General features: G+C 73.1%; 15 protein-coding genes. 12 read left to right on the forward strand and 3 right to left on the reverse strand.

Annotated features, from left to right (window positions below):
- Positions 1 to 62: 62 nt before the first annotated feature.
- On the reverse strand, positions 63 to 1,082 hold the full coding sequence (locus ACFYML_RS04275) for an ornithine cyclodeaminase family protein (protein WP_387419228.1): 1,020 nt from the start codon (positions 1,080 to 1,082) through the stop codon (positions 63 to 65).
- 295 nt (positions 1,083 to 1,377) lie between these two features.
- On the opposite strand from ACFYML_RS04275, the gene ACFYML_RS04280 reads away from it, so the two are divergent.
- Positions 1,378 to 5,712: an ExeM/NucH family extracellular endonuclease gene (locus ACFYML_RS04280; protein WP_387419229.1), complete on the forward strand. Its 4,335-nt coding sequence runs from the start codon at positions 1,378 to 1,380 to the stop codon at positions 5,710 to 5,712.
- 454 nt (positions 5,713 to 6,166) lie between these two features.
- Here ACFYML_RS04280 and ACFYML_RS04285 read toward each other — a convergent pair whose 3' ends face one another.
- Positions 6,167 to 6,433, reverse strand: coding sequence for a GlsB/YeaQ/YmgE family stress response membrane protein (locus tag ACFYML_RS04285; protein ID WP_387419230.1), 267 nt, complete (start codon positions 6,431 to 6,433; stop codon positions 6,167 to 6,169).
- A gap of 117 nt (positions 6,434 to 6,550) precedes the next feature.
- Positions 6,551 to 7,624 (reverse strand): sporulation protein, encoded by a 1,074-nt coding sequence (locus ACFYML_RS04290; protein ID WP_387419231.1) that lies wholly within the window; start codon positions 7,622 to 7,624, stop codon positions 6,551 to 6,553.
- An 827-nt stretch (positions 7,625 to 8,451) separates the two neighbouring features.
- On the opposite strand from ACFYML_RS04290, the gene ACFYML_RS04295 reads away from it, so the two are divergent.
- The 11 genes from ACFYML_RS04295 (at position 8,452) to hpnH (ending at position 24,229) form a co-directional block, all read left to right on the forward strand.
- The gene (locus ACFYML_RS04295; RefSeq protein ID WP_387419232.1) at positions 8,452 to 10,893 is read left to right on the forward strand and encodes a hypothetical protein; all 2,442 of its coding nucleotides are present in this window, start codon (positions 8,452 to 8,454) and stop codon (positions 10,891 to 10,893) included.
- Positions 10,894 to 11,054: 161 nt separating this feature from the next.
- A complete protein-coding gene (locus ACFYML_RS04300) occupies positions 11,055 to 11,804 on the forward strand; it encodes a hypothetical protein (protein ID WP_387419233.1) in 750 nt (249 codons plus the stop codon).
- A gap of 177 nt (positions 11,805 to 11,981) precedes the next feature.
- A complete protein-coding gene (locus tag ACFYML_RS04305) occupies positions 11,982 to 13,445 on the forward strand; it encodes an MFS transporter (protein ID WP_387419234.1) in 1,464 nt (487 codons plus the stop codon).
- A 274-nt stretch (positions 13,446 to 13,719) separates the two neighbouring features.
- The gene (locus tag ACFYML_RS04310; RefSeq protein ID WP_387419235.1) at positions 13,720 to 15,573 is read left to right on the forward strand and encodes a 1-deoxy-D-xylulose-5-phosphate synthase; all 1,854 of its coding nucleotides are present in this window, start codon (positions 13,720 to 13,722) and stop codon (positions 15,571 to 15,573) included.
- 40 nt (positions 15,574 to 15,613) lie between these two features.
- The gene (hpnC, locus tag ACFYML_RS04315; protein ID WP_387419236.1) at positions 15,614 to 16,471 is read left to right on the forward strand and encodes a squalene synthase HpnC; all 858 of its coding nucleotides are present in this window, start codon (positions 15,614 to 15,616) and stop codon (positions 16,469 to 16,471) included.
- On the forward strand, positions 16,468 to 17,340 hold the full coding sequence (gene hpnD, locus ACFYML_RS04320; protein WP_387419237.1) for a presqualene diphosphate synthase HpnD: 873 nt from the start codon (positions 16,468 to 16,470) through the stop codon (positions 17,338 to 17,340). Before hpnC ends, hpnD begins: the two co-directional genes overlap by 4 nt.
- The gene (gene hpnE, locus ACFYML_RS04325; RefSeq protein ID WP_387419238.1) at positions 17,337 to 18,716 is read left to right on the forward strand and encodes a hydroxysqualene dehydroxylase HpnE; all 1,380 of its coding nucleotides are present in this window, start codon (positions 17,337 to 17,339) and stop codon (positions 18,714 to 18,716) included. The genes hpnD and hpnE overlap by 4 nt, the downstream gene beginning before the upstream one ends.
- Positions 18,713 to 19,720, forward strand: a complete 1,008-nt coding sequence (locus ACFYML_RS04330; protein WP_387419239.1) for a polyprenyl synthetase family protein — start codon at positions 18,713 to 18,715, stop codon at positions 19,718 to 19,720. The genes hpnE and ACFYML_RS04330 overlap by 4 nt, the downstream gene beginning before the upstream one ends.
- Complete coding sequence (gene shc / locus ACFYML_RS04335; RefSeq protein ID WP_387419240.1) at positions 19,720 to 21,669, forward strand: squalene--hopene cyclase; 1,950 nt, start codon at positions 19,720 to 19,722, stop codon at positions 21,667 to 21,669. The genes ACFYML_RS04330 and shc overlap by 1 nt, the downstream gene beginning before the upstream one ends.
- Complete coding sequence (gene ispH, locus ACFYML_RS04340) at positions 21,666 to 23,228, forward strand: 4-hydroxy-3-methylbut-2-enyl diphosphate reductase (protein WP_387419241.1); 1,563 nt, start codon at positions 21,666 to 21,668, stop codon at positions 23,226 to 23,228. The genes shc and ispH overlap by 4 nt, the downstream gene beginning before the upstream one ends.
- A gap of 2 nt (positions 23,229 to 23,230) precedes the next feature.
- Complete coding sequence (hpnH, locus tag ACFYML_RS04345) at positions 23,231 to 24,229, forward strand: adenosyl-hopene transferase HpnH (RefSeq protein ID WP_357435968.1); 999 nt, start codon at positions 23,231 to 23,233, stop codon at positions 24,227 to 24,229.
- The last annotated feature ends 15 nt before the right edge of the window (positions 24,230 to 24,244 follow it).

Below are 24,244 nucleotides of genomic sequence, written 5' to 3' on the forward strand. Positions count from 1 at the left end.
TCGTGAACCAGGCGGGATCACCAGGGCCCGGCGATCCCGCCTGGTCCGGACGGGCGATCCGCTTACGCCACGCCGGCGGTCGGGTCGGCGGGCCGCATCGGGGATCGCCCGGCGAGGTGGGTGCGGTAGATCTCGACGGCGACGACGAGGTCCTGCCACGGCATGCCGGTCCCCTTGAACAGCCGCGGCCCGCCGACGGGCAACCGCGCACGGCCGGTCACCACGTCGCGTAGCGGATACAGGTCCTCCGCCCGGACCACGCCGGCGGAGAGCGGCATGACGATGTCACCCGCCTCGAGCCGGGTGCTGGCGAGCGACTCGACGACGACCCGCGAGCGGGCGACGAGCGTGTCGTCCACCTCCCGGCGGTGCGGCGAGTGCGAGCCGATCGCGACGACGACGGCGTCGCCCTTGACCAGCGCGCCGTCGAAAAGCGGCGTCGCCGCACTGGTACAGCAGCAGATGACGTCCGCCCCCGTCACCGCCTCAGCGCACGAGCCGGGATCGAACGCCCGCACCGGAACCTCCCTGCAGTCCCACCGCGCCGCGAGCCGTTCGCGCCGCGGGCCGTCCCTGCCCACGATCGCGACCTCGCTGATCTCGTACAACGCGAGCATCGCTTCGACGTGGGCACGTGCCTGGGGACCGGTGCCGAAGACCGTCAGCCGCAGCGGATCCCCAGGCGCCCCGGGCAGCAGGTGCCGCACCGCGAGCGCGGACACCGCGGGGGTACGCAGGTTCGTCAGCGCGGTGCCGTCGATGAGGGCCGCCGGCCGCTGTCCCGGGCCCTCGAAGAGGACGAACGCGCCCTGGATCAGCGGCAGGCCCCGGCGAGCGTTGTCCGGGGTGCTGGTGAGCAGCTTGCAGCCGGTGTACTCCCCCCGCGTGGCGGGCATGACCAGCAGCTCGCCGGACTGCGTGGCCACTCGCGAGCGGGGTGTCTCCCGTTCCGGATCGAGCCCCGCGCGAAGCGCGGCCTCCAGGGCGTCCACCGCGACCCGGACCGAGGTCTCCGCAACAGCCTCCTCGGAGATCAACTGCAGGCCGCCGAACGAGCCGGGCGGGCGGGTCGGCACGGTCACGGTGGCCTCCGGTGGGACGGACGACGGGACCCCAGCAGGTTAATGCCGCCGGCGGTTGCGGCTGCCCCGCGCAGGTCCGTACCCGGATAGCGGCTCAGCCCGGGCGCCCGGAGTGCCCGCTTTGGCGCTTAGCACACTCTTGTCCGATCTTCGTAGCATTCCGGCCGACAGGCTAACCTGCTCCGTACATCTGGTGGCTCCTGCGCGGACACCGATTGCCGTTAGGTTGCACCAGTCCATCCCCCTATCGAAGGCCCCAGCTTTGAAGCTCCGTAGCCAACGCAGATCACTCAGTGTGCTCGGCGTAGTCGTCACCAGCGGTGCGCTGGCCCTGACCAGCAGCGCTCCAGTCCTCGCCGCCGAAGCGGCGACCCCCTTCATCAGCGAAATCCACTACGACAACGTCGGTACCGACACCGGCGAGGCCATCGAGATCGAGGCGCCGGCCGGCTACGACCTGACCGGCTGGCAGATCGTCCTCTACAACGGAGCGAACAGTGCGGCGTACAACACCCGCACGCTGAGCGGCCCGGTGCCGGCGGCCGGTGTGGTCGTCGCCAACTACCCGACCGACGGCATCCAGAACGGCTCCCCCGACGGCGTCGCGCTGGTCTCCCCCACCGGCACGGTGACCGAGTTCCTCACCTACGAGGGGACGTTCACCGCGGTCGGCGGCCCCGCCAACGGGATGACCGGGACCGACATCGGGGTCGCGGAGACCACGAACACCCCCGTCGGCCACTCCCTGCAGAAGATCAACGGAACCTGGAACGCCGAGGCGCCGAACACCTTCGGCGTCCGCAACGGCAGCGGCGACCCGGGCCCGGACCCGGACCCGGGTATCGGCTGCACCGTCACTGTCGACCGCACCATCGCGGAGGTCCAGGGCACCGGCACCGCCACGCCGCTGGCGGGCACCCGGGTCACCGTCGAGGGCGTGGTGACCGCCGACCACCGCACCGGTGGCTACAACGGCATGTACGTCCAGACCGCCGGCAGCGGCGGAGACCGTGCGGTCGCCGCCGGCACCGCCTCCGACGGCATCTTCGTCTACCTGACGACCAACACCGCCAACCACCCGTCGGTCGCGATCGGCGACCGGGTGCGGGTCAGCGGCACCCCGAGCGAGTTCAGCGGCTTCACCCAGCTGAGCATCGCCGCCAAGAGCGACGTGCAGATCTGCGCGCACGGCGCGACCCTGCCCGCCCCGGTTCCGGTCAGCCTGCCGCTGGCCGACGACGCCCGCGAGTCGGTCGAGTCGATGCTGGTGGCGCCGGTCGGCCAGTACACCGTCTCCGAGGTGTACAACACCAACCGGTACGGCGAGGTCGCGCTCGCCGCCGGTGACCGCCCGGCCCGCAACGCGACCGATGTCGCCCGCCCGGGCTCGGACGCCGCCAAGCAGGTGATCGCCGACAACAAGCTCCGCCGGGTCCTGCTCGACGACGGCAAGACCACCAACCTGGCCACCGCCGGGCAGCTGCCGCCGTACCTGTCGAAGGAGAACCCGCTGCGGGTCGGCGACTCGGTCGAGGCGTTCGGGCCGTCGGTGCTGTCGTACGGCTTCAACGAGTGGCGGCTGCAGCCGACCACCCCGGTCAGCGCGGACACTCCGTCGGTCGGCCGGACCACCTTCAAGGCCACCAACCCGCGTACCACGGGCCCGGCGAACGTCGGCGGGGACGTGCGGGTGGCCAGCTTCAATGTCCTCAACTACTTCGTCCACTTCGGCGGGGACGCCCGTGGCGCGGCGAACGAGGCCGCGCTGGCCAAGCAGGAGGCGAAGATCGTTGCGGCGATCAGCGCCCTGGGTGCCGACGTGGTGGCGCTCGAGGAGATCGAGAACTCGGTCCGGTTCGACGCAGGCGACCCACAGCAGGCGCTGAAGCGCCTGGTCAACGCGCTCAACGCCAAGGACGGCGCGGGCACCTGGGACTACGTCCGCAGCCCGGCCGAGCTGCCCGCCCCGGCCCAGCAGGACTTCATCACCACGGCGATCATCTTCAAGCCGGCGAAGGTCCAGCCGAAGGGCCCGTCGCGCTCGGTCAACGACGAGAGCGTGTGGTTCAACGCCCGCGAGCCGATCGCGCAGACGTTCACCGCGGGGAAGATCTCCTTCACCGTGGTCGTCAACCACCTCAAGTCCAAGAGCGGCACCGGGACCGGCGACAACGCCGACTCCGGTGACGGTCAGGGCAGCTGGAACGGCGACCGGGTCCGGCAGGCCACGGCGCTGACCGCCTTCGTCGACCGGGTCAAGGCCGACAGCGGCAGCGACGACGTGCTGCTGCTGGGTGACTTCAACGCCTACACCCAGGAGGACCCGATGCAGGTCCTCTACCAGGCCAAGTACAAGGACCTGAACGACACCGGCAAGGCCACCTACGTCTTCGGTGGCGAGTCCGGCTCGCTCGACCACGCCCTCGCCTCGCCGTCGCTGGCGTCGCGGGTCACCGGGGTCGACGTGTGGCAGATCAACGCGGTCGAGTCGTTCGCCTTCCAGTACGACGGGCTGGCCGCCTTCTACGAGGCGAACCCCTACCGGGCCAGCGACCACAACCCGGTCGTGGTGGGCATCAGCACCAGCGCGAAGCCGGTCAACCTGCAGCTGCTGAGCATCAACGACTTCCACGGCCGGCTGGAGTCTCCGGCCACCGTCGGTGGTCAGCCGGTCGGCGGCGCCGCTCAGCTCGCCGGCCTGGTGGGTCAGCTGCGGGCGCAGAACCCGAACACCGCGTTCGTCTCCGCGGGTGACAACATCGGCGCGTCCACGTTCATCTCGGCGATCGACGGGGACACCCCGACGATCGACGCGCTGAACGCCGCCGGGCTGGCCGCCTCGGCGGTCGGTAACCACGAGTTCGACAAGGGCATCGCCGACCTCACCGGCCGGGTGTCCGATCGGGCCGATTTCCCGTACCTCGGCGCCAACGTCTACCGCGGCGACACCCGGGCGCTGCCGGCGTACTCGGTCAGCACCGTGGGTGGGGTCCGGGTCGGCTTCGTCGGCGTCGTGACCGAGCAGACCGCGTCGCTGGTCAGCCCGGACGGCATCGCCGGCCTGACCTTCCGCGACCCCGTCGCGGAGGCCAACCTGGTCGCCGGGCAGCTCAAGGACGGCAACCCGGACAACGGCGAGGCCGACGTGGTGGTGCTGCTCGCGCACGAGGGCGCGGCGACGGAGAACATCAACTCCGCCGACGCGCTGGCCAACGACCCGGTCTTCGGCAAGTTCACCCGGGTCAACGCCACCATCGACGCGATCTTCAGCGGCCACACCCACCAGCCGTACGCGTTCAAGGTCCCGGTGCCGGGGTCGGACAAGCTGCGCCCGGTGGTGCAGGCCGAGGACTACGGCAAGCGGCTGGGCAAGGTGACGCTCACCTTCGACCCGAACACGGGTTCGGTGACCGACGCCGCCGCACAGCTGGTCGACGTGGTCGGCGCGCCGCAGGACGCGGCGGTGGCCGACATCGTGGCCGCCGCCAAGACCAAGGCCACCGAGCTGGGCAAGCAGCAGCTCGGTTCGATCACCGCGGACGTCAAGCGGGCCTACACCAACGGCAACGAGGACCGGGGCAAGGAGTCGGCGCTGGGCAACCTCATCGCCGACGTGCAGCTCGCCGGCACCAAGGACGCCGGCCGGGGCGGGGCGCAGATCGCGTTCATGAACCCGGGCGGCCTGCGGGCCGACCTGCTGTATCGGACCGACGGCACGGTGACCTACGCCGACGCCTTCGCCGTCCAGCCGTTCGCCAACGACGTGGTCACCAAGAGCTACACCGGCGCCCAGATCAAGCAGGTGCTGGAGGAGCAGTGGCAGCCGGACGGCGCGTCCCGCCCGGTGCTGTGGCTGGGTGTCTCGAAGGGGTTCAGCTACACCTACAACCCGGAGGCGCCCAAGGGCTCGCGGATCACCTCGATCAAGCTCAACGGCACGCCGCTCGACCCGTCGGGCACGTACCGGGTCACGGTGAACTCGTTCCTCGCCTCCGGCGGTGACAACTTCACCACCCTCGGCCAGGGCACCAGCCCGGCGACCACCGGCGACAACGACCTCACCATGCTGGTGAGCTACTTCGCCGCCAACTCGCCGGTCACCGCGGACACCCAGCCGCGCTCGGCGATCGGGCAGGCCGGTCCGCAGTGCACCACGACGATCACCGGCAAGTACAGCAAGGCGCTGGTGGTCACCGCCGGCCTGACCTGCCTGGAAAACGCCACCATCGGCGGCTCCGTCACGGTCAACCCGGGCGCCTCGCTGGTGGTCACCGGCGGCACCATCAGCGGGCCGGTGTACGCCACCCGCCCGGTGCTGTTCGACCTCTCCGGCGCCAAGGTGTCCGGCTCGGTGACGGTGTCCGGCGCGACCGGCGGGCTGAGCATCAGCAAGGGCAAGGTGAGCGGCTCGGTGTCGATCACCGGCAGCACCGGTGGGGTACGGATCGACACGGTCACGGTCAGCGGTCCGGCCACCGTCAACAGCAACACCGGCAGCCAGCCGGTGGTGGTCGCCGCGAACACCATCAGCGGGTCGCTGGGCTGCTCGGGCAACACCCCGGCCCCGGTGAACGACGGCCGGCCGAACGTGATCAAGGGCTCGGCCACGGACCAGTGCGCGCGACTGTAGTCCGGATGTGAACCCCGGTCAGCGGCCGGAGCCTGCCAGGCTCCGGCCGCTGACCCGTTTTGCGGGCAGGGCGCGACCAGCAGTTGCCGGCGCCCGCCACACTTGCCGGGACGGCGAGCAGCCCCGCGCACCGGATACCGTGCTCGACGTGCGCGAGCAGACGGGCCGCAGCCGCCAGGTATTCGCCTTCCCCCACCAGCCGCCCGGCCTGCACGATGCGGCGGCGCGCTCGACCGTCCGCGACCGCGCGGCAGGGCGATGCCGGCGTTGCTAAGCTCGCCGCGATGGGCGTGGACGTCGAACTGGTCAGGGTCGAGCAGATGGGCGGGCGGTCCGAAACGACGCGCTAAAAGGTTGCCCGGGTGGCCGGGACGGCGCTGACGAACGGGACGACCACTGACCGCAGCGGGCCGCCCGCCGCCGTGGGATGGCGGGCCGGCGGCGGTGGGGTGAGTCAGCGGCGGCGGCCGTAGGCGTTGGACGCGATCGAGACGCCGATCGCCGCGAAGACGACCTGCAGGGCCAACTCGATCCAGTCGATGCCCCGGGTTTCCGCCACGCCGAACACCGTGGCGACGAGGGTGCCGAGGACCGCGGCGACCACGCCGATGAGCACCGTGAGCCAGATCGGGATGCTCTGCCGGCCGGGTACGACCAGCCGACCCAGCGCGCCGATGATCAAGCCGATAATGATCGCGGATAGGATGCCGGTGACTTCCACGAGTGCCTGCCTTCCGACGGATTGTCGCTGGCCTCGATCATCGCCGGGGCAGTCAAGGGGCCACCCCGGTGCCGACGGGTGCCCCGACCCGGCGACCGGTTCGGGGCACCACCGGGGTCAGCCCTCGTCGCCGCCTTCCTCGTCGTCGCCGAACGAGTCGAAGACCTCCTCGGCGATCATGCCGCCGGCGAAGCCGAGCGCCGCGCCGCCGGCCAGGCCGGCGGCGACGCCGCCCATGCCGGAGCCGCGCCGCTCGTGGTGGTACTCCTCCTTGTAGTGGCCGCCCGGGTGGCCGTAGCCGGGCGCGCCGTAGCTGGGCTGCCCGTAGCCGGGCGGCGGCGGGGGCGGCGGGTAGCCGCCGGGCGTGCCGTACCCGGGGGTGGGCTGACCGTAGCCGTGGCCGGCGTGCAGGCTGCGGTACTGGCCCAGGGCCTGGCGGACCCAGGTGTCCACCTGGGCGGTCCAGTCGACCCGGTCGGCGTCGGCATGGGCGACCTGGTAGCGGCCGTAGGAGTCGTGTCCGCCGCTGAACAGGCCACCGCGCTTGTCGAACTCCAGCACGACGTCGACGCCGTGTTCGTTGGTGACGAAGGTCAGCTCGACCTCGTTGACACCCTGCGCGTACTGCGGGCCGGCGAAGTACTCGATCTCCTGGTAGAAGGGCAGGCTCTGGTGCAGGCCATAGATGTGGCCGCGTTCCAGGTCGGCGCCCTTGAACTGGAACCCGAGCCGACCGAATGCCTCGAGGATGCGCTCCTGGACCGGCAGCGGGTGTACATACACCGGGTCGAGGTCGCCCTTGTCCACCGCGCCGCGGACGGCCACCTCGGTGCGCAGGCCCATGGTCATGCCGTGCAGCTGCTGCCCGTACAGGCTGGTCACCGGCGTCTCCCAGGGCATCGCCAGCTGGAACGGCAGCGACAGGTGCTGCCCCTCCCGCAGCAGCAGCCCGCCGGCGACACCGACCCGGTGGAACTCGACGAACGCGTCGTACTCCTCCCCCGCGCCCTGCATCTCCACCCGGGTGACCAACCCGACGGTGATCTGGTCGATCTGCACGTCGTGGCTGCCGCCGACGAGGTTGACCTGCCCGCCCAACGTCAGTCCAGGGCGGGTGTTGGGATTGGACAGAACCGTGTCGACGCTGGGTCCGCCCACCCCGAACGCGCCCAGCATCTTCTTGAACACCACTACGTCTCCCTCGTCAGGCAGCGAACGACACACGACCCGGACGTGAAACGGTCACATCCGAACCCTTATGTCGTAACAAGATCACCGGTGTCCATAATGGATGCCGTTGGCCGAGGAAGGTAACAGGGCCACCTGAGAAGTAGCTGAGTGTGTTCGCTCAGTTACTGCGAGGCACTCTCTTGAATTCGCGCCGGTCACCCCGCTCGCCCCCCACCCGGTAGCCGGCACTGGTTCCGGCACCAACCTCGCTGGTCAGCCCAGCGATCGGGCGCGCCCATCTCTGACCGACGGCCCACATTTGCTTAGACGTTTATCTATCTGCCCAATTGCCTGGTTCTGCACGGGGAGCCGCTCGTCGCCCGACTGTCCCGCACCCGGCGAAAGCCCGCGTGAATGTGACGGGTGCCACGCCCGACTTTCCGTTCGGAAGTCCTTTCGGCGACAGCTCCCTCGAACTGCGACAACGCATTTCCAGCCAATGCGAACGGCGCCGTCCGATGAGCGACACCGCGACGGCCGGCCGCGCGGCTGCCGAGGTCAGCCCGGCCTGCTATGAGTCGGCGCACCACTGTCCGCGACATGACAAACGACGCCAGACGTCCGGCGTACGCGCCACCGAATCAGCCGTTCGGACGGAGCGCGGCCGCCGGTCGGTCGAATGCGTCGTGTTTGTAAGCCAGCTCTGTCCATTGTCTTCCGTCACCGTGTCACCAACCGGTCAAAGGCTTTACCCAAAGGCACGGATATATCAATGCTCACTCGGGGCCAAACAATGGCCCGTCGACGCAGGGCCGGACAACGGCCCGGCATCAGGGAGAGGAACACGAATGTTGAGCACGAAGGCCACCAGGCCCGCACGAGCGGCGCTCGCCGTGATCGTGTCGGGCGCGATGGTGGCACTCGCGGCCGGCAGTGGTCCCGCGTACGCCGCGGACCCGAACGACGCCGCGAAGGCCCGTGCCACGCCCGCCTACCAGTTGGCGCAAGGCGAGACGTGTGGGCTGCGCCCGTCGGCGAGCAAGAGCCTGAAGGACGAAACGCTGAGCTGCCTCGGCGTCGAGGCCAAGCTGGACCGCACCCTCGCCGTGGGCGAGACGGCGACCCTGCGGGTCACCGTGCGCGGCCAGGGCAAGATCGGACCGAGCGAGATCAGCGTGACCCTTCCCGCCGAGCTGGAGTGGGTGCAGACGCCGGCCGAGCTGGGCGTCCAGGATCGCAAGAGCGTCCTGCCCGAACGGTCCGGAACGGTCTCCGTCGCCCGGACCACCCGCACGCTGCGGGCCGGTGACCGCTTCGCGTTCAGCGGCGTGGTCCGCGCGGTCAAGGCGGGCCCGGTGCAGATCCAGGTGCGGGCCACCGCGCCGCACGGCAAGGACGTCCAGGCCGGTCAGGACGACGTCTTCCTGACCATCGGGGAGAAGCCCGGGTTGTCCCGGCTCGGCCACGCCACGCCGGCCGGCGACAACGCCACCAAGCCGGTACCCACCGCGGCACGCGCGCCCCGGCTGGCGGGGCAGAAGCCGCGCAGCGTCGGTGTGGACCGGGTGGCCGGCGAGGCGCGGGCGGAGGCCGCGGCCAAGGGCCTGACCTCGATCAGCCCGCTGGCGGCGTGCGACACCCGGGTCGCCGGGAACTGGAGCTACCAGGACCAGAACGGCAGCTGGCACAACCAGATGAACTTCCAGGTGCAGGTCTGGGACGACGACACCTTCGGCGACTCGCTGCTCGCCACCGGCGTGACCGACGCCAACGGCAACTACAACATCTGCTTCGACTCGCAGGTCGAGGGCTGGCCGGACAGCGGCACCGCGGACATCTACCTCCGCTTCATCAGCTCGAACTCGCTGTGGCGGGTGCAGCGCGGCGGCAACCCGCTGTCCTTCCAGACCGGCACGACCAACGACGTGCCCACCGGCAGCACGCTGAACCTCGGCTCGCTCACCGCCGGCGACGGCGCGCTGCAGCGCGGCCTGCACGCGTTCGACGCTGCGAACGACGCCTGGCTGTGGATCCCGAAGCCGAACAACCTCTGCTGGGACCAGGACGACACGAGCTGCCGGCAGGTGGTCATCAACTGGGCCCCGGACTCGACCGACGGCACCTACTACAGCACCGGCGACAACCAGGTCCACCTGGCGGCCGACGACCCGAACGCGCCGGTGACGGTCGTGCACGAGATCGGCCACGCGGTGATGGACGACCTGTACAACGACAGCTTCCCGTCCGCGCCCAACTGCAGCCCGCACAGCATCACGGGCGCCAGCTCCGCGGGCTGCGCCTGGACCGAGGGTTGGGCCGAGTGGTTCCCGGCCACGGTCTACAACGACCCGTTCTACCGCTGGCCGAACGGCGCCTCGCTGAACCTGGAGAACCCGAGCTGGGGCAACGGCTGGGGCGAGGGTGACACGACCGAGGGCCGGATCGCCGGCGCCCTGATCGACATCACCGACTACGCCAACGAGGGGACCTGGGACCGGCACGGGGAGGGTCCGCTCAACATCTGGACCACCTCCCGGCGACACAACTCCGTCAACTTCGCGGACTTCTGGGCCCAGCGCGCCGCCGACGGATTCAACGTGGCCGACTCCGGCGCCCTCGCGTCCGTCTACCAGAACACGATCGACTACCAGTTCCGGGACCCGCTGGGCAACTACGCCCCGCTGACCCGCCCGACGCCGACTCCGCCGCACAACTTCGGCTACTCGACCTCGTCGCCCTACTGGTCGGTGGTCGCGCTCAAGCCCAACTCGGGCGATCTCGACCTGCAGCTCTGGGACGACCGGGGGCAGGGCGCCTACCTGGTCGGCAGCGCCCAGGGCGGCACCAACGTCGACTTCGTCGCGGTGGACTCCAACCGCCGTGCGCTGGGTGACTACTACCCGAGAGTGGTCAACTACTCCGGCGGCGGTGGCTACCGGATCGAACTCGCCCAGGGCGCCGTGGTCCTGAACGCCGGCAGCAGCACGATCACCATGGGCACGAACAACGTGGTCACGGTGCGGGACACCTACCTGACCGCCGGGGTGCCGGTCACCATCTCGGTGGCGACCACCAACACCGGCCAGGACGCGGAGCTGTTCGTGCTGGACAGCGACCCGGCCAACGCCGGCACCTGGATCCGCTCGCGGTCCACCGCGGTGGCGACCGCCACGAGCGGCGGAGCCGGCGCGACCGAGACGATCACCTTCACCCCCACCCGCAGCGCCTGGTACGGGGTCGTCGTGATCAACAAGGCGGGCTCGGGGAACTACACCCTCACCCGGTCCTGACCGTCCGGACGACTGCCTGAAGAACCGGTCCGGGGGCGCCGACCACGGCGTCCCCGGACCACCGTCCGCACCGGGCCACGGTCCGGCCCGGACGCCGCACGGAACCGGCGGCGCCGTTGTGGCGTCCGAACGGCACCACCACGACCCGGAAGGCGAACGCCATGCACCGAGGCAGAGCCCTGGCGCTGCTCGCCGTGCCGGCGCTGCTCGCCACAGCGGCGACAAGCACCGGCTGCGCCGGCCGGGGCGGCACCGACCCGGAGCCGCCAACCGGTGGCGGGGCCTTGGTGCTGCGGCTGAGCGAGCTGCCCGGCATGCTGCCACCCGGCGGCACCGCTGCCGTACCCCCTGGCTTCTCGCTGTTCGGTGACGGCCGGCTGATCAGCGTCCCGGACCAACCCTCCGCCGGCTGGCCGCAACTACGGGAGGACCGGATCCCGCCGGACGAGGTACGCGAGTTGTTCCGTGACGCGGCCGCGCTGTCGGACCGGGCGGCGGCCGGCGGACCGGACGAGCCGGTCGTCCGGGTCGTCGTCGGCGCGCCCGGCGGGCCGCGCACCGTCACCCTCCCCCGGACCAACCCGGCAGCCGCGCGACTGCGGGCGGCGCTCGCCGGTCATGCCGCCGACTCGCCGGTGCCATACCAGCCGGCCGCCGTGGCGATCGTCGCCATGCCCGCCGATCCCGCCGAGCCGGCCCGGCCCTGGCCGTTGCCGGCGTTGGCCGGCGAACCCCTGGGCGGCACGGCGGCCGGCGCCACCTGCCTGGTGCTGCGAGGCGCTGACCTGGACACCGTCCGCCGGGAGGCGGCCACCGCCGGCGCCGACACCCGCTGGCGCAGTGCCGGTCGGGTATGGCAGGTGGCACCGCGCCCGCTGCTGCCCGACGAGACCGGCTGCGCCGACCTGTAGCCGCCACGCGCTGCGTGGACGAACAGCACCATCGCTGGGCCGGAAGATCAGGCGTGCGGCCGGCGGCACGCCAGGGCGTGTCGCCGGTTCGTGTGATGCGGGCGCGGACGGCCCGCTGGTCGGCCAGAGTCGGAGTGGGCACCGACCGGGTGCCGGGCGGGGGCGGATCGAGCGATCATGGCGAGACCGGCTGAGGGCAGCCACGGCAGGCGCCTGCGCGGCGGGCCGGGGCAGGTGGTCGCGCGGGAGGCGGCCCGGCTGCTCGGCGGGCCCGGCCGGGCCCGGGTCGTGTTGCTGCTGGGCGGGGCGCTCGCGCTGAACAGTGCGGACACCGGCACCCTCGGCGCGGCCGCGAACCAGTTGGAGGCGGATCTCGGCATCAGCCACGCCCAGCTCGGCCTGCTGGCCACGGCGTCGTCGGGGGTCGGCGCCATCGCCTCCGTGCCGCTGGGCGTGCTCGCCGACCGGACCAACCGGGTACGCCTGCTGGTGATCACCACCGCGCTGTGGGCCGCTGCCATGGCCGTCGGCGGCCTCGCGCCCAGCTACGAGTGGCTGCTCCTGTCCCGGCTGCTGCTCGGCGCCGCCCTGGCCGCGGCCGGCCCCGTGGTGGTCTCGCTGACCGGCGACTACATCCCGCCCGCCGAGCGCGCGGGGGTGCTCGGCTGGATCCTCGCCGGCGAGCTCATCGGTGCCGGCGCCGGCCTGTTGGCCGGTGGCGAGATCGCGGCGGCGTACTCCTGGCGGTACGCGTTCTTCCTGCTCGCGGCGGCGAGCGCGGTCCTGTCGGTGGCGCTGTGGCGGCTGCTGCCCGAGCCCGCCCGGGGTGGCGCCGGCTGGGGCGCGTTCGAGCCCGGACCGGACTCCGAGCAGCAGCCGACCGGCCGGGCGCAGGCGGTGGTGGCCGCACGCGGGGTCGCGCCGGCGAGCGACCGGGTGCTGACCGCTGATCCGGCGGGGTGGTCGCTGGGCCGCGCGGCCGCCTACCTGCTCGCGATCCCCACGAACCGGCTGCTGATCGTGGCCTCGGCGATGGGCTACTTCTTCTTCGCCGGCATGCGCACGTTCATCGTCGTCTTCGCCGTGCGTCACTTCGGCATCCCGCAGACGGCGCTGGGCGCCCTCGTGCCGGTCATCGGGGTGGTGGCGCTGGCCGGCACGGTGCTCGCCGGCCGGCTCACCGACCGGGCGCTGAGCCGCGGACACACCAGCGTCCGCATCGTCGTGCCGGCCGTCGGTTTCGTCGCCGCCGCGCTGCTGTTCGTACCCGGAGTGTGGTTCACGTCGGTGGCGTTGGCGCTCCCGTTGATCGCGCTCGGCGCGGGCGCGCTCGCGGTGGCGAACCCTCCCCTGGACGCGGCCCGGCTGGACATCGTTCCCGGTCGGCTGTGGGGGCGGGCGGAGAGCCTGCGGACGGTGCTGCGGCTCGCCGCCGAGGCGGTCGCCCCGGCCATTTTCGGCTGGCTGGCCGACGAGCTCGGCGGCTCGGCGGGACGGTCCAGCGGTGTCGGCCTGCGCAATGCCTTCCTGATCATGCTGGTCCCGTTGGCGGCCAACGGCCTGATCATGATCGCCGCCCGGCGTAGCTATCCGATCGACGTGGCCACCGCGGCGGAGTCGGACCGGGCGTCGAAGGGCTGACCGGAGGCTCGGCGGGCGGCGCCATCGCGCTCTGGGCGAGGCATTAGAAGCGATTTCAAGCGGTAGGGGTGATCAGCATGGTTATGCTCGTTTTGCACATGTTCCAGGTGACTCCATCGCCCACGGCGCTACCCGCACCACCCACGGCCGGATCACCGCATCCGCAGCAGGCTGTGCGACGCCCCGCTGCCGTGGGGCGATCGACGCCCGGCCCGCCGCCGCGGACGGGGTTGTGGCCGCTGGGTTCGCGCACGACCGGCCGGACGGAGAGATGATGTCCCTGCTCGACACCGTCAACCAGCCCGACGACGTCAGGCGGCTCACCCACGAGCAACTGCGGCTGCTCGCCGGGGAGATCCGGGCGTTCCTGGTCGAGGCGATCTGCCGGCGTGGTGGGCACCTCGGCCCGAACCTCGGCATGGTCGAGCTGACCATCGCGCTGCACCGGGTGTTCCGGTCCCCGCATGACCGGATCATCTTCGACACCGGGCACCAGGCGTACGTCCACAAGCTGCTCACCGGCCGCCGGGCCGGGTTCGCCCAGCTTCGCGGATCGGGCGGCCTGTCCGGCTACCCCCGGCGAGCCGAGTCGCCGCACGACCTGGTGGAGAACTCGCACGCCTCCACCGCCCTGTCCTACGCCACCGGGCTGTGCCGGGCGTACGCCCTCGACGGCCCCGACCGCGCCGTGGTCGCGGTGATCGGCGACGGCGCCCTCACCGGCGGCCTGGCCTGGGAGGCCCTGAACAGCCTGGCCGGGTCCCCCGGCCGGGTGGTGGTCGTGCTCAACGACAACGGCCGCTCGTACGCGCCGACCGTGGGCGGCCTGGCCGCGCATCTCGCGTCGCTACGGGCCACGGCCGGGTCACCCGGCGGGCGGTCCGGGGAGGCGACGGGCTCGGACTTCTTCCAGGCGCTGGGCCTGCGCTACCTCGGCCCCGTCGACGGGCACGACGTGGGCCAACTCGAAGCGGCGCTGCAGCAGGCCCGGGCGTCGGACCAGTCGGTCGTGGTGCACTGTGTCACCCACAAGGGTCACGGCCACCCGCCGGCCGAGGCCGACGACGCCGACCGGCTGCACACGGTGGGCGTGGTCGACCCGGGCACCGGACAGCCGGTCGGGTCCCCCGGCCGGACCTGGACGGACGTGTTCGCCGAGGAACTCGTCGCCATCGGCGGACACCGCCCGGACCTCGTGGCGGTCTCCGCGGCGATGCTGGGCCCGACCGGACTCGGCGCCTTCGCGGCGCGCTACCCCGAGCGGACCGTCGACGTGGGCATCGCCGAACAGCACGCCGTCACCTCGGCGGCCGGGCTCGCGTTCGGCGGCAAACACCCGGTGGTGGCGGTCTACGCCACCTTCCTGAACCGGGCGTTCGACCAGGTCCTGCTCGACGTGGCGCTGCACCGGCTGCCGGTCACCCTGGTGCTCGACCGGGCCGGGATCACCGGCCCGGACGGGCCGAGCCATCACGGCATGTGGGACCTGGCCATGCTCGGCACGGTGCCCGGCCTGCGGGTGGCCGCCCCGCGCGACGCGGCCTCGCTCCGCGAGGAGCTGCGGGAGGCGGTCGACGAGCGGCGGGGACCCACGGTGCTGCGGTTTCCCAAGGCCCGCGTCGACAGCGACATCCCTGCGGTGGAACGGATCGCCGGGCTCGACGTCCTGCGTCGGGCGGCGGCTGCGCAGGTGCTCCTGGTGGCGGTCGGGGCGATGGCCGGGCCGACCCTGCGGGCGGCGGAACTGCTGGCGGCGGGCGGTGTCGAGTGCACCGTGGTGGACCCCCGGTGGGTGCGGCCGGTCAACCCGGAGCTCGCCGTGCTGGCCGCCGACCACGCCCTCGTCGTCACCGTCGAGGACGGGGTCCGCGACGGTGGCGTGGGTGCCGCCGTCGCCCAGAGCCTCGCCGACGCCGCCGTCGCCACGCCGGTCTGTGCCCTCGGCCTGCCGACGACGTTCGTACCGCACGGCGACCGGCCCGACCTGCTCGCCGAGTACGGCCTGGACGCCCACGGCATCTGCGCGGACGTGCTGCGCCGGTTGTCGTGGGTCGGCACCGGGAGCCGGGACGCGTCGCGGCGGGTACGGGCGAGCGTCCGCAGCCGGCTGACCCCGCTCGCCGGTTGAGCTGCCGCCGCCCGTGCCCAGAGAAAGGAGAGAACCAGGGATGAGTCCACCAGCCATCGCCCCTGACATACGTCGGGTGGAGCAGGCCCGGGCGCAGGAGAACTTCCCGGTCGCCCTCCGGGTGCTGCCCGCGCGGTACCGCCGTCACCTCCTCGCCGTGTACGGCTACGCCCGCCACGTCGACGACCTGGGCGACGAACCGCTGGCCGACGGGCTCGACCGGCTCGCCGCCCTGGACGACGTCGAGGCCGAACTGCGCGCCCTCCACGCGGGCGCCGACGTGCCGAACCCGGTGCTGCGCGCCCTCGCGCCCACCGTGGCCGAGTGCCGGCTGCCCCTGGACGCGCTCGTCCGGCTGGTCGAGGCGAACCGGGTCGACCAGCACGTCACCCGCTACGCCACCTTCGAGCAGCTCGTCGGCTACTGCACCCTGTCCGCCAACCCGGTCGGCGAGCTCGTCCTGCACGTCTTCGGGCAGGCCGATCCGGCGACCGTCGCGTTGTCCGATCGGATCTGCACCGCCCTGCAACTCGTCGAGCACCTGCAGGACGTGGCCGAGGACCACCGCCGCGGCCGGGTCTACCTGCCGGCGGCCGACATGGAACGGTTCGAGGTCACCGAGGCGGACCTCGGCCGCAGCACCGCGAGCCGCCAGCTGCGGGAGCTGATCGGGTTCGAGGCGGAGCGGGCGCGTGCCTGGCTCGACGCGGGCGCCCCGCTGGTGTCGGCCCTGCACGGCTGGGGCCGGCTCGCGGTCGGCGGCTACCTGGCCGGCGGCCGGGCGACGCTCGACGCGCTGGCCGCCGCCGACCACGACCCGCTGGCGGTCACCGCCCGGCCCCGCCGCCGGGACATCCTCGGCAGCTGGCTGGCCGCCACCGTCCGGAGTGCCGGATGACCACGACCACCACCCGGACCGAGGCCGCCTACCGGCACTGCGAGCAGATCACCCGTAGCCAGGCGGCCAACTTCGCGTACGGCATCCGGCTGCTGCCGGCGCCGAAACGGCGGGCGCTGTCGGCCATCTACGCGGCCGCCCGCCGCATCGACGACATCGGGGACGGCACGCTGCCTCCCGACGAGAAGTTGGACGCGCTGGCCCGGACCCGGGCGGCCCTGCACCGGCTGCCCGGCGACAGCGGCGCCGACCCGGTGCTCGCCGCCCTCGCCGACGCCGCGACGCGGATGCCGATCCCGCTGGCCGCCTTCGACGAGCTCATCGACGGGTGCGCCGCCGACGTTACCGGCCGCCGGTACGACAGCTTCGACGACCTGCTCTGGTACTGCCGCTGTGTGGCCGGGTCGATCGGCCGGCTCTCCCTCGGCGTGTTCGGGGCCACCCAGCCGGGCCGGGCCGCACCACTGGCCGACGCGCTGGGCGTGGCCCTGCAGCTGACCAACATCCTGCGCGACCTGGTCGAGGACCGGGTCGGCGGACGCGTCTACCTGCCGGCCGAGGACCTGGACCGGTTCGGCTGCACCCTCCGCCTGGACGGGCCCGGTTTCGCCGATCCACCCGAGCGGCTGGTGGAGCTGGTGCGCTTCGAGGCCGCCCGCGCCGCACGCTGGTACGACGTCGGCCTGCAGCTGCTGCCGCTGCTGGACCGGCGCAGCGCGGCCTGCACGGCGGCGATGGCCGGCATCTACCGCCGCCTGCTCACCCGGATCGCGGCCGATCCGCTGGCGGTCACCCGCAGTCGCGTGTCGTTGCCGGGCCGGGAGAAGGCCTGGGTCGCGGCGCGCGCTCTCGTCGGCCGTTCCGCATGACCGGGCCGGCCGCGCAGCCGGGAGGCGGATCCGGCACGGTGTGCGTGATCGGCGGCGGGCTGGCCGGGATCGCCGCGGCGGTCCGGCTCGCCGATCTCGGCCTGTCCGTGACGCTGCTGGAGACCCGGCCGGAGCTGGGTGGCGCGACGTACTCCTTCCGCCGCGACGGCCTCAGCGTGGACACCGGCCAGCACGTCTTCCTGCGCTGCTACCACACCTACCGGCGGCTGCTGGACCGGCTCGGCACGGCCGGCGGCACGGACCTGCAGCCGCGGTTCACGGTGCCGGTGCTGCTGCCGGGACAGCGGCCGCACGTGCTGGCCCGCCGCCGGCTGCCGGCCCCGGCGCACCTGCTGCCGGCCCTGGCCGGCTACCGGCTGCTCAGCCCGGCCGAGCGGGTCGCCGCCGTCCGGGCCTGCGCCGCGCTGCGGCACGTCGACCCGGACCTGCCCGCCACCGACGGGCGCAGCTTCGGCGACTGGCTCGCCGCGCACGGCCAGAGCCGCCGGGCGGTCCGGCGACTCTGGGACCTGATCACCGTGGCGGCGCTGAACCTGCCCAGCACCCACGCGTCGCTGGCGCTGGCGGCGCGGGTGTTCCGCACCGGGCTGCTGGAGGCCGCGGACGCCGGTGACATCGGCCGGCCCCTGGTCCCGCTGACCGACCTGCACGGCGTGCCCGCCCGTCGGCTGCTCGACCGGCTCGGCGCCAAGGTCCACACCCGGGCGAAGGTGCGGTGGATCCGACCGGAGCCGACCGGATTCCGGATCGGCGTGGGCGACAGCGAGCTGGACGCCGACGCCGTGGTGCTGGCCGTGCCGCACCAGGCCGCCGCGTCGCTGGTGCCGCCCGCCGCCGCGCCCGCCGCCGAGCAGTGGCAACGGCTGGGCGCGGCGCCGATCGTCAACGTGCACCTGCGCTACGCCGCCCGGATCACCGACCTCGGCATGGCCGCCGCCGTGGAGTCCCCGGCACAGTGGATCTTCGATCGGTCAGTGCCGGGCATGGCCGGCGAGCAGCATCTGGTGGTGTCGCTGTCGGCCGCCGACGCGGAACTCGAGCGGCCGGCGGCGGAGCTGGTGACGGCACAACGCCAGGCTCTCGCCGACCTGTTCCCGGCCGCGCGGCACACCCCGGTACGCGACGCGTTCGTGACCCGGGAGCCGAAAGCCACCTTCCGGCAGGCGCCCGGCACGCGGGCGTACCGGCCGGGTCCGGCCACCCGCCTACCGGGGCTGGTACTGGCCGGCGCATGGACCGACACCGGCTGGCCGGACACGATGGAGGGCGCGGTGCGCAGCGGCGAGGACGCCGCCGACATCGTCGCCCGCCAACTCCTGTCCCGGCCCCGACATCACTCGGAGGCCGCATCATGACCGTCGCACGCAGCCGCAGCACGGACCAGATCCAGACCTACGTCGAGCCGGCCATCCGTGCCCTGCTGGACCGGTTGGACCCGGGCAACCGCCTGGTCGGGGGCTACCAGCTCGGCTACTGGGACGCCGACGGGTCACCCGCCGCCAGCCAGGGCAAGGGACTGCGCCCGGCGCTGGCGCTGCTGTCGGCCCGGGCCACCGGCGCCGAGCCGAGCGCCGGGGTGCCGGCCGCCGCCGCGGTGGAACTGGCGCACAACTTCTCCCTGCTGCACGACGACGTGATGGACGGCGACACCGAGCGCCGCCACCGGCCGACCGCGTGGACCGTGTTCGGTGTCGGCCCGGCCATCCTGGCCGGAGACGCCCTGGTCGGGTTGGCGTACGAGGCGCTCGTCGAGACGCCCGGGGGCTGCCCGGCCGCCCGCCGGCTCGCCGTGGACATCCGCGCGCTGGTCGCCGGGCAGGCAGCCGACCTGGACTTCGAGCGGCGCGACGACGTCACCCTCGACGAGTGCCTGCGAATGGCCGAGCAGAAGACGGCCGCGCTGCTCGCCGGCTCGTGCGCCCTCGGCGCGATCCTCTGCGGCGGCCCGCCGGGCCTGGTCGACGGGCTGTCCCGGTTCGGCCGCCACCTCGGACTGGCCTTCCAGCTCGTCGACGACCTGCTCGGCATCTGGGGGGACCCACGACGGACCGGCAAGCCGGTCGGTTCGGACCTGCGGGCCCGCAAGCGGAGCATCCCGGTCGTACGGGCGGTGACCAGCGGTCAGGCGGCCGGCCGGGCGCTCGCCGAGCGGTACCGGTCGCCGCAGCCACTGACCGACGAGGACGTGACCCGGGCGAGCGCGCTGATCGAGGCGACCGGCGCCCGGGACTGGACCGCGCAGCGGGCGTGGGAGGAGGCCGAGCGGGCGCGGGCGGAACTGGACGCGCTCGACCTGCCCGACGACGTGCGCGATGAGTTCGCCGATATCGCCACCTTCACCACCGGACGGGACCACTGATGACTGAGCTGCTGTCTTCGAAGCCGAAGCCCACCACCAGCCCGGCGACCAAGGCGGGTGGGACCGCGAGCGACCCGGCCTGGGCGGCACTACGCCGGGCGCGGGACCACCTGCTCGGGCTGCAGGACGACGCGGGCTGGTGGAAGGGAAACCTGGCCACGAACGTCACCATGGACGCCGAGGACCTGCTGTTGCGGCAGTTCCTCGGCATCCGGACCGCCGAGCAGACCGCCGAGTCGGCGCGGTGGATCCGCTCCCAGCAACGCCCGGACGGCTCGTGGGCGACCTTCCACGGCGGGCCGGGCGACCTCTCCACCACCATCGAGGCGTACCTGGCCCTGCGGCTGGCCGGCGACACGCCGGACGCCCCGCAGCTCGCCGCCGCCGCCCGGTTCGTCCGCGCGCACGGCGGACTGGCGGCGAGCCGGGTGTTCACCCGGTTCTGGCTGGCCCTGTTCGGCCACTGGCCCTGGTCACAGCTGCCGGCGGTCCCGCCCGAGCTGGTGCTGCTGCCGCACTGGATGCCGTTCAACGTCTACGACTTCGCGTGCTGGGCCCGGCAGACCATCGTCCCGCTGTCCATCGTCCGGGCGCTGCGCCCGGTGCGGGAGCTCGGCTTCGGCGTCGACGAACTGCGCATCCCGACGGCGGCGCCGCGGCCGCCGCGGCTGCGGTCGCGGGCCGGGGTGCTGCACCGGCTGGACCGGGTCGCCAGCGGCTACGAGCGGATCGCCCGGGGACCGGTGCGCCGGCACGCGCTGCGCCGGGCCGCCGAGTGGATCGTGGCCCGCCAGGAGGCCGACGGTTCCTGGGGCGGGATCCAGCCACCCTGGGTCTACTCGCTGATGGCGCTGCACCTGCTCGGCTACCCGCTGGAGCACCCGGTGCTCCGCGCCGGGCTGGACGGGCTGGAGCGGTTCACGGTGCGTGAGCAGACCGAGGACGGCCCGGTCCGCTGGCTGGAGGCGTGCCAGTCGCCGGTGTGGGACACCGCGCTCGCGGTCACCGCGCTGTCGGACGCCGGGCTGCCGGCCGGGCATGCCGCCCTGGAACGCGCCGGGAACTGGCTGCTCAAGGAGGAGATCCGGGTGCGCGGCGACTGGGCCGTCCGCCGGCCGAAGACCCCGGTGGGCGGCTGGGCCTTCGAGTTCGAGAACGACGGGTACGCCGACACCGACGACACCGCCGAGGTGATCATGGCGTTGCGGCGGACCGGCGTACCGGCGGAGGCCGCCGTGCTGCGGGGCACCCGCTGGCTGCTCGGCATGCAGTGCCGCGACGGCGGCTGGGGCGCCTTCGACGCCGACAACACCCGGGCGATCGTCGGCGACCTGCCGTTCTGCGACTTCGGCGAGGTCACCGACCCGCCCAGCGCGGACGTGACCGCGCACATCGTCGAGGCGCTGGCCGCGGAGAACTTCGCCGGCACCGCGCCGGTCCGCCGCGGCGTGCACTGGCTGCTGCGGTCCCAGGAGCCGGACGGTTCCTGGTTCGGCCGCTGGGGCGCCAACCACGTCTACGGCACCGGGGCGGTGGTGCCCGCCCTGGTCGCCGCCGGGGTCAAGCCCGGCCACCCGGCGATCCGGGCGGCCGTCGACTGGCTGCACGCGCACCAGAACCCGGACGGCGGATGGGGTGAGGACATGCGCTCCTACCGGGACCCGTCCTGGGTCGGGCGGGGCGAGTCCACCGCGTCGCAGACCGCCTGGGCGCTGCTCGCGCTGCACGCCGCCGGCCATGGCGCCGGTGAGCCGGCCCAACGCGGGGTGCGCTGGCTGGTCGACACCCAGCGGCCGGACGGCGGCTGGGACGAGCCGCACTACACCGGGACCGGCTTCCCCGGCGACTTCTACATCAACTACGGCATGTACCGGCTGGTCTTCCCGATCAGCGCGCTCGGCCGGATCCTGAACGCGCGGGGCGGCCTGACCGCCGAGGTGGTGCCGTGACCGAGCCAGCAGCGCCCGCCGTTGCGGCGTGGACCCTGTGCGCGCCGATGCGGCCCGAGGCGGCGGCGCTGCGGCGGGGGCTGACCAGCCTCGATCCGGGCCGGTGGCCGGCGCTGCGGCGTACCGGCGCAGGATCCCGGCGCGCCCGGTCGGTGGCCGCCGGCCGGCCGACCGGGACGACCCCGGTGGCCGTCGCCGGGATCGGCGGCGGGCTGGCTCCCGGGCTGGCCCCGGGCGACGTCGTGGTGGCCACCGAGGTACGCACCGACCCGCGGGCCGGGCACCCGGGGCCGGAGGTCGTGCCGATGCCGTCCGCCGCCCTGCTCGCCGCCGCACTGCGTCGCCGCGGGCTGCGGGTACACCTCGGACCGGTGGTGACCACGACCCGGCTGGTCGACGGCGCGACCCGGGCCCGGCTGGCCGCGACCGGAGCGCTGGTCGCCGACCTGGAGTCGGCGTGGCTGCTGGCCGGCTGCGCCGACCGTCCGACCGCCTGCGTCCGAGTGGTCGCCGACACCGCGACCGGACCGCTGTACCGACCGGCCACGCTCCGCCGGATCCGCACCGCGCTGCGGGTGCTGCCCGCGGTGGCGGCGGCACTGGCCGAGTGGGCGGCGGCCGCCGGCAGCGTCCAGCAGGTCCTGCTGGCCTCGCCCCGCTCGTTCTGCGCCGGGGTGGAACGGGCGATCGCGGTGGTGGAGCAGGCGCTGCGCCGGCACGGCCCGCCCGTCTACGTCCGCAAGCAGATCGTGCACAACGCCCGGGTCGTGGCCGACCTGCGCTCCCGCGGCGCGGTCTTCGTGGACGAACTCGACGAGGTCCCCGACGGCGCGCTCACCATCTTCTCCGCGCACGGGGTGTCGCCCGCGGTACGCCAGGAGGCCGCCGACCGGCAACTGCCGGTCATCGACGCCACCTGCCCCCTGGTGACCAAGGTGCACGCCGAGGCGCGCCGGTTCGCCGGCCGGGGCGACACGGTGCTGCTGATCGGGCACGCCGGCCACGAGGAGACCGAGGGCACCCTCGGCGAGGCGCCCGAGCGGATCCGGCTGGTGCCCGACGCGGCCGCCGCCGAGACGGTGCAGGTGACCGACCCGTCCCGGGTGTCCTATCTGGTACAGACCACGCTGGCGGTGGACGAGGCGGCGGGCGTCGTCGACGCGCTGCGCCGGCGCTTCCCGGCACTGACCGGCCCCGGCTCCGACGACATCTGCTACGCCACCACCAACCGGCAGCGGGCGATCACGGTCGTCGCCGAACGGGCCGACGTCGTGCTGGTGGTCGGGTCGACCAACTCCTCCAACTCCCGCCGCCTGGTCGAGGTGGCCGAGCGGGCCGGCGCGCGGGCCCACCTGGTCGACGACGTGGGCGGCGTGGACCCGCGCTGGCTGGCCGGCGCCACGACGGTCGGGGTGACCGCCGGCGCGTCGGCGCCGCCCGGCCTGGTCGACGAACTCGTCGCGGCACTCACCGCGCTCGGTGCCCGGGAGGTGAGCGAGCACACCGCAGCCGTCGAGGACGTCAGCTTCACCCTTCCCAAGGAGGTACGTCAGCCGTGAGCATGCCGATGCGCCAGAGCCTGCGGATCGCCAGGTACCTGGTCGAACAGAAACTGCGCCGACGGCAGCGGTTCCCGCTGTTGCTGGAACTGGAGCCGTTGTTCGCCTGCAATCTCAAGTGCGCCGGGTGCGGCAAGATCCAACAGCCGGCGCACCTGCTGAAGCGCCGGATGCCGGTGGACCAGGCACTGGCCGCCGTGGAGGAGTGCGGCGCACCGATGATCTCCATCGCCGGCGGCGAGCCCCTCATGCACCCCGAGATCGACACCCTGGTCGCCGAACTGGTGCGCCGGAAGAAGTACGTCTTCCTCTGCACCAACGCGGTCCTGCTGCCCAAGAAGATCGACAAGTTCCGGCCGTCGCCGTACTTCGCCTTCACCGTGCACATCGACGGGCTGCGCGAGCGGCACGACGCGTCGGTGTGCAAGGACGGGGTCTTCGACGCGGCGGTGGCGGCCGTGCGGGACGCCCAGCAGCGCGGCTTCCGGGTCACCACCAACACCACGTTCTTCAACACCGACACCCCGCAGACCGTGATCGAGGTGCTCGACTACCTCAACGACGACCTGCGGGTGGACGAGATGATGCTCTCGCCCGCGTACGCCTACGAAAAGGCGCCGGACCAGGACCACTTCCTGGGCGTCACGGAGACCAGGGAGCTGTTCCGCAAGGCCTTCGCCGGAGGCCGGCGGGCCCGCTGGCGGCTCAACCACTCGCCGCTGTTCCTGGACTTCCTAGAAGGCCGGGTGGACTTCCCCTGCACCGCGTGGGCCATCCCGTCGTACTCGCTGCTCGGCTGGCAGCGGCCCTGTTACCTGATGGCCGACGGATACGCCGCCAGCTACCGCGAGCTGCTCGACTCCACCGACTGGGACAGCTACGGCCGGGGACGCGACGACCGCTGCGCGAACTGCATGGCGCACTGCGGCCACGAACCGACCGCCGTGCTGGCCACGATGTCCTCGCTGCGGCAGTCGCTGCGCGCGGTACGCGGCCGCTGAGGTCCGGCGCCGGCC

Source organism: Micromonospora sp. NPDC007230, assembly GCF_042869115.1.
In the GTDB taxonomy this organism is placed as follows: Bacteria; Actinomycetota; Actinomycetes; order Mycobacteriales; family Micromonosporaceae; genus Micromonospora.

Bases quoted from the DNA above. Each gene is read 5' to 3' on its own strand.
- ACFYML_RS04295 (WP_387419232.1), top strand. From the start codon at position 8,452: ATGTTGAGCACGAAGGCCACCAGGCCCGCACGAGCGGCGCTCGCCGTG.
- ACFYML_RS04300 (WP_387419233.1), top strand. From the start codon at position 11,055: ATGCACCGAGGCAGAGCCCTGGCGCTGCTCGCCGTGCCGGCGCTGCTC.
- ACFYML_RS04305 (WP_387419234.1), top strand. From the start codon at position 11,982: ATGGCGAGACCGGCTGAGGGCAGCCACGGCAGGCGCCTGCGCGGCGGG.
- ACFYML_RS04310 (WP_387419235.1), top strand. From the start codon at position 13,720: ATGTCCCTGCTCGACACCGTCAACCAGCCCGACGACGTCAGGCGGCTC.
- hpnC (WP_387419236.1), top strand. From the start codon at position 15,614: ATGAGTCCACCAGCCATCGCCCCTGACATACGTCGGGTGGAGCAGGCC.
- hpnD (WP_387419237.1), top strand. From the start codon at position 16,468: ATGACCACGACCACCACCCGGACCGAGGCCGCCTACCGGCACTGCGAG.
- hpnE (WP_387419238.1), top strand. From the start codon at position 17,337: ATGACCGGGCCGGCCGCGCAGCCGGGAGGCGGATCCGGCACGGTGTGC.
- ACFYML_RS04330 (WP_387419239.1), top strand. From the start codon at position 18,713: ATGACCGTCGCACGCAGCCGCAGCACGGACCAGATCCAGACCTACGTC.
- shc (WP_387419240.1), top strand. From the start codon at position 19,720: ATGACTGAGCTGCTGTCTTCGAAGCCGAAGCCCACCACCAGCCCGGCG.
- hpnH (WP_357435968.1), top strand. From the start codon at position 23,231: ATGCCGATGCGCCAGAGCCTGCGGATCGCCAGGTACCTGGTCGAACAG.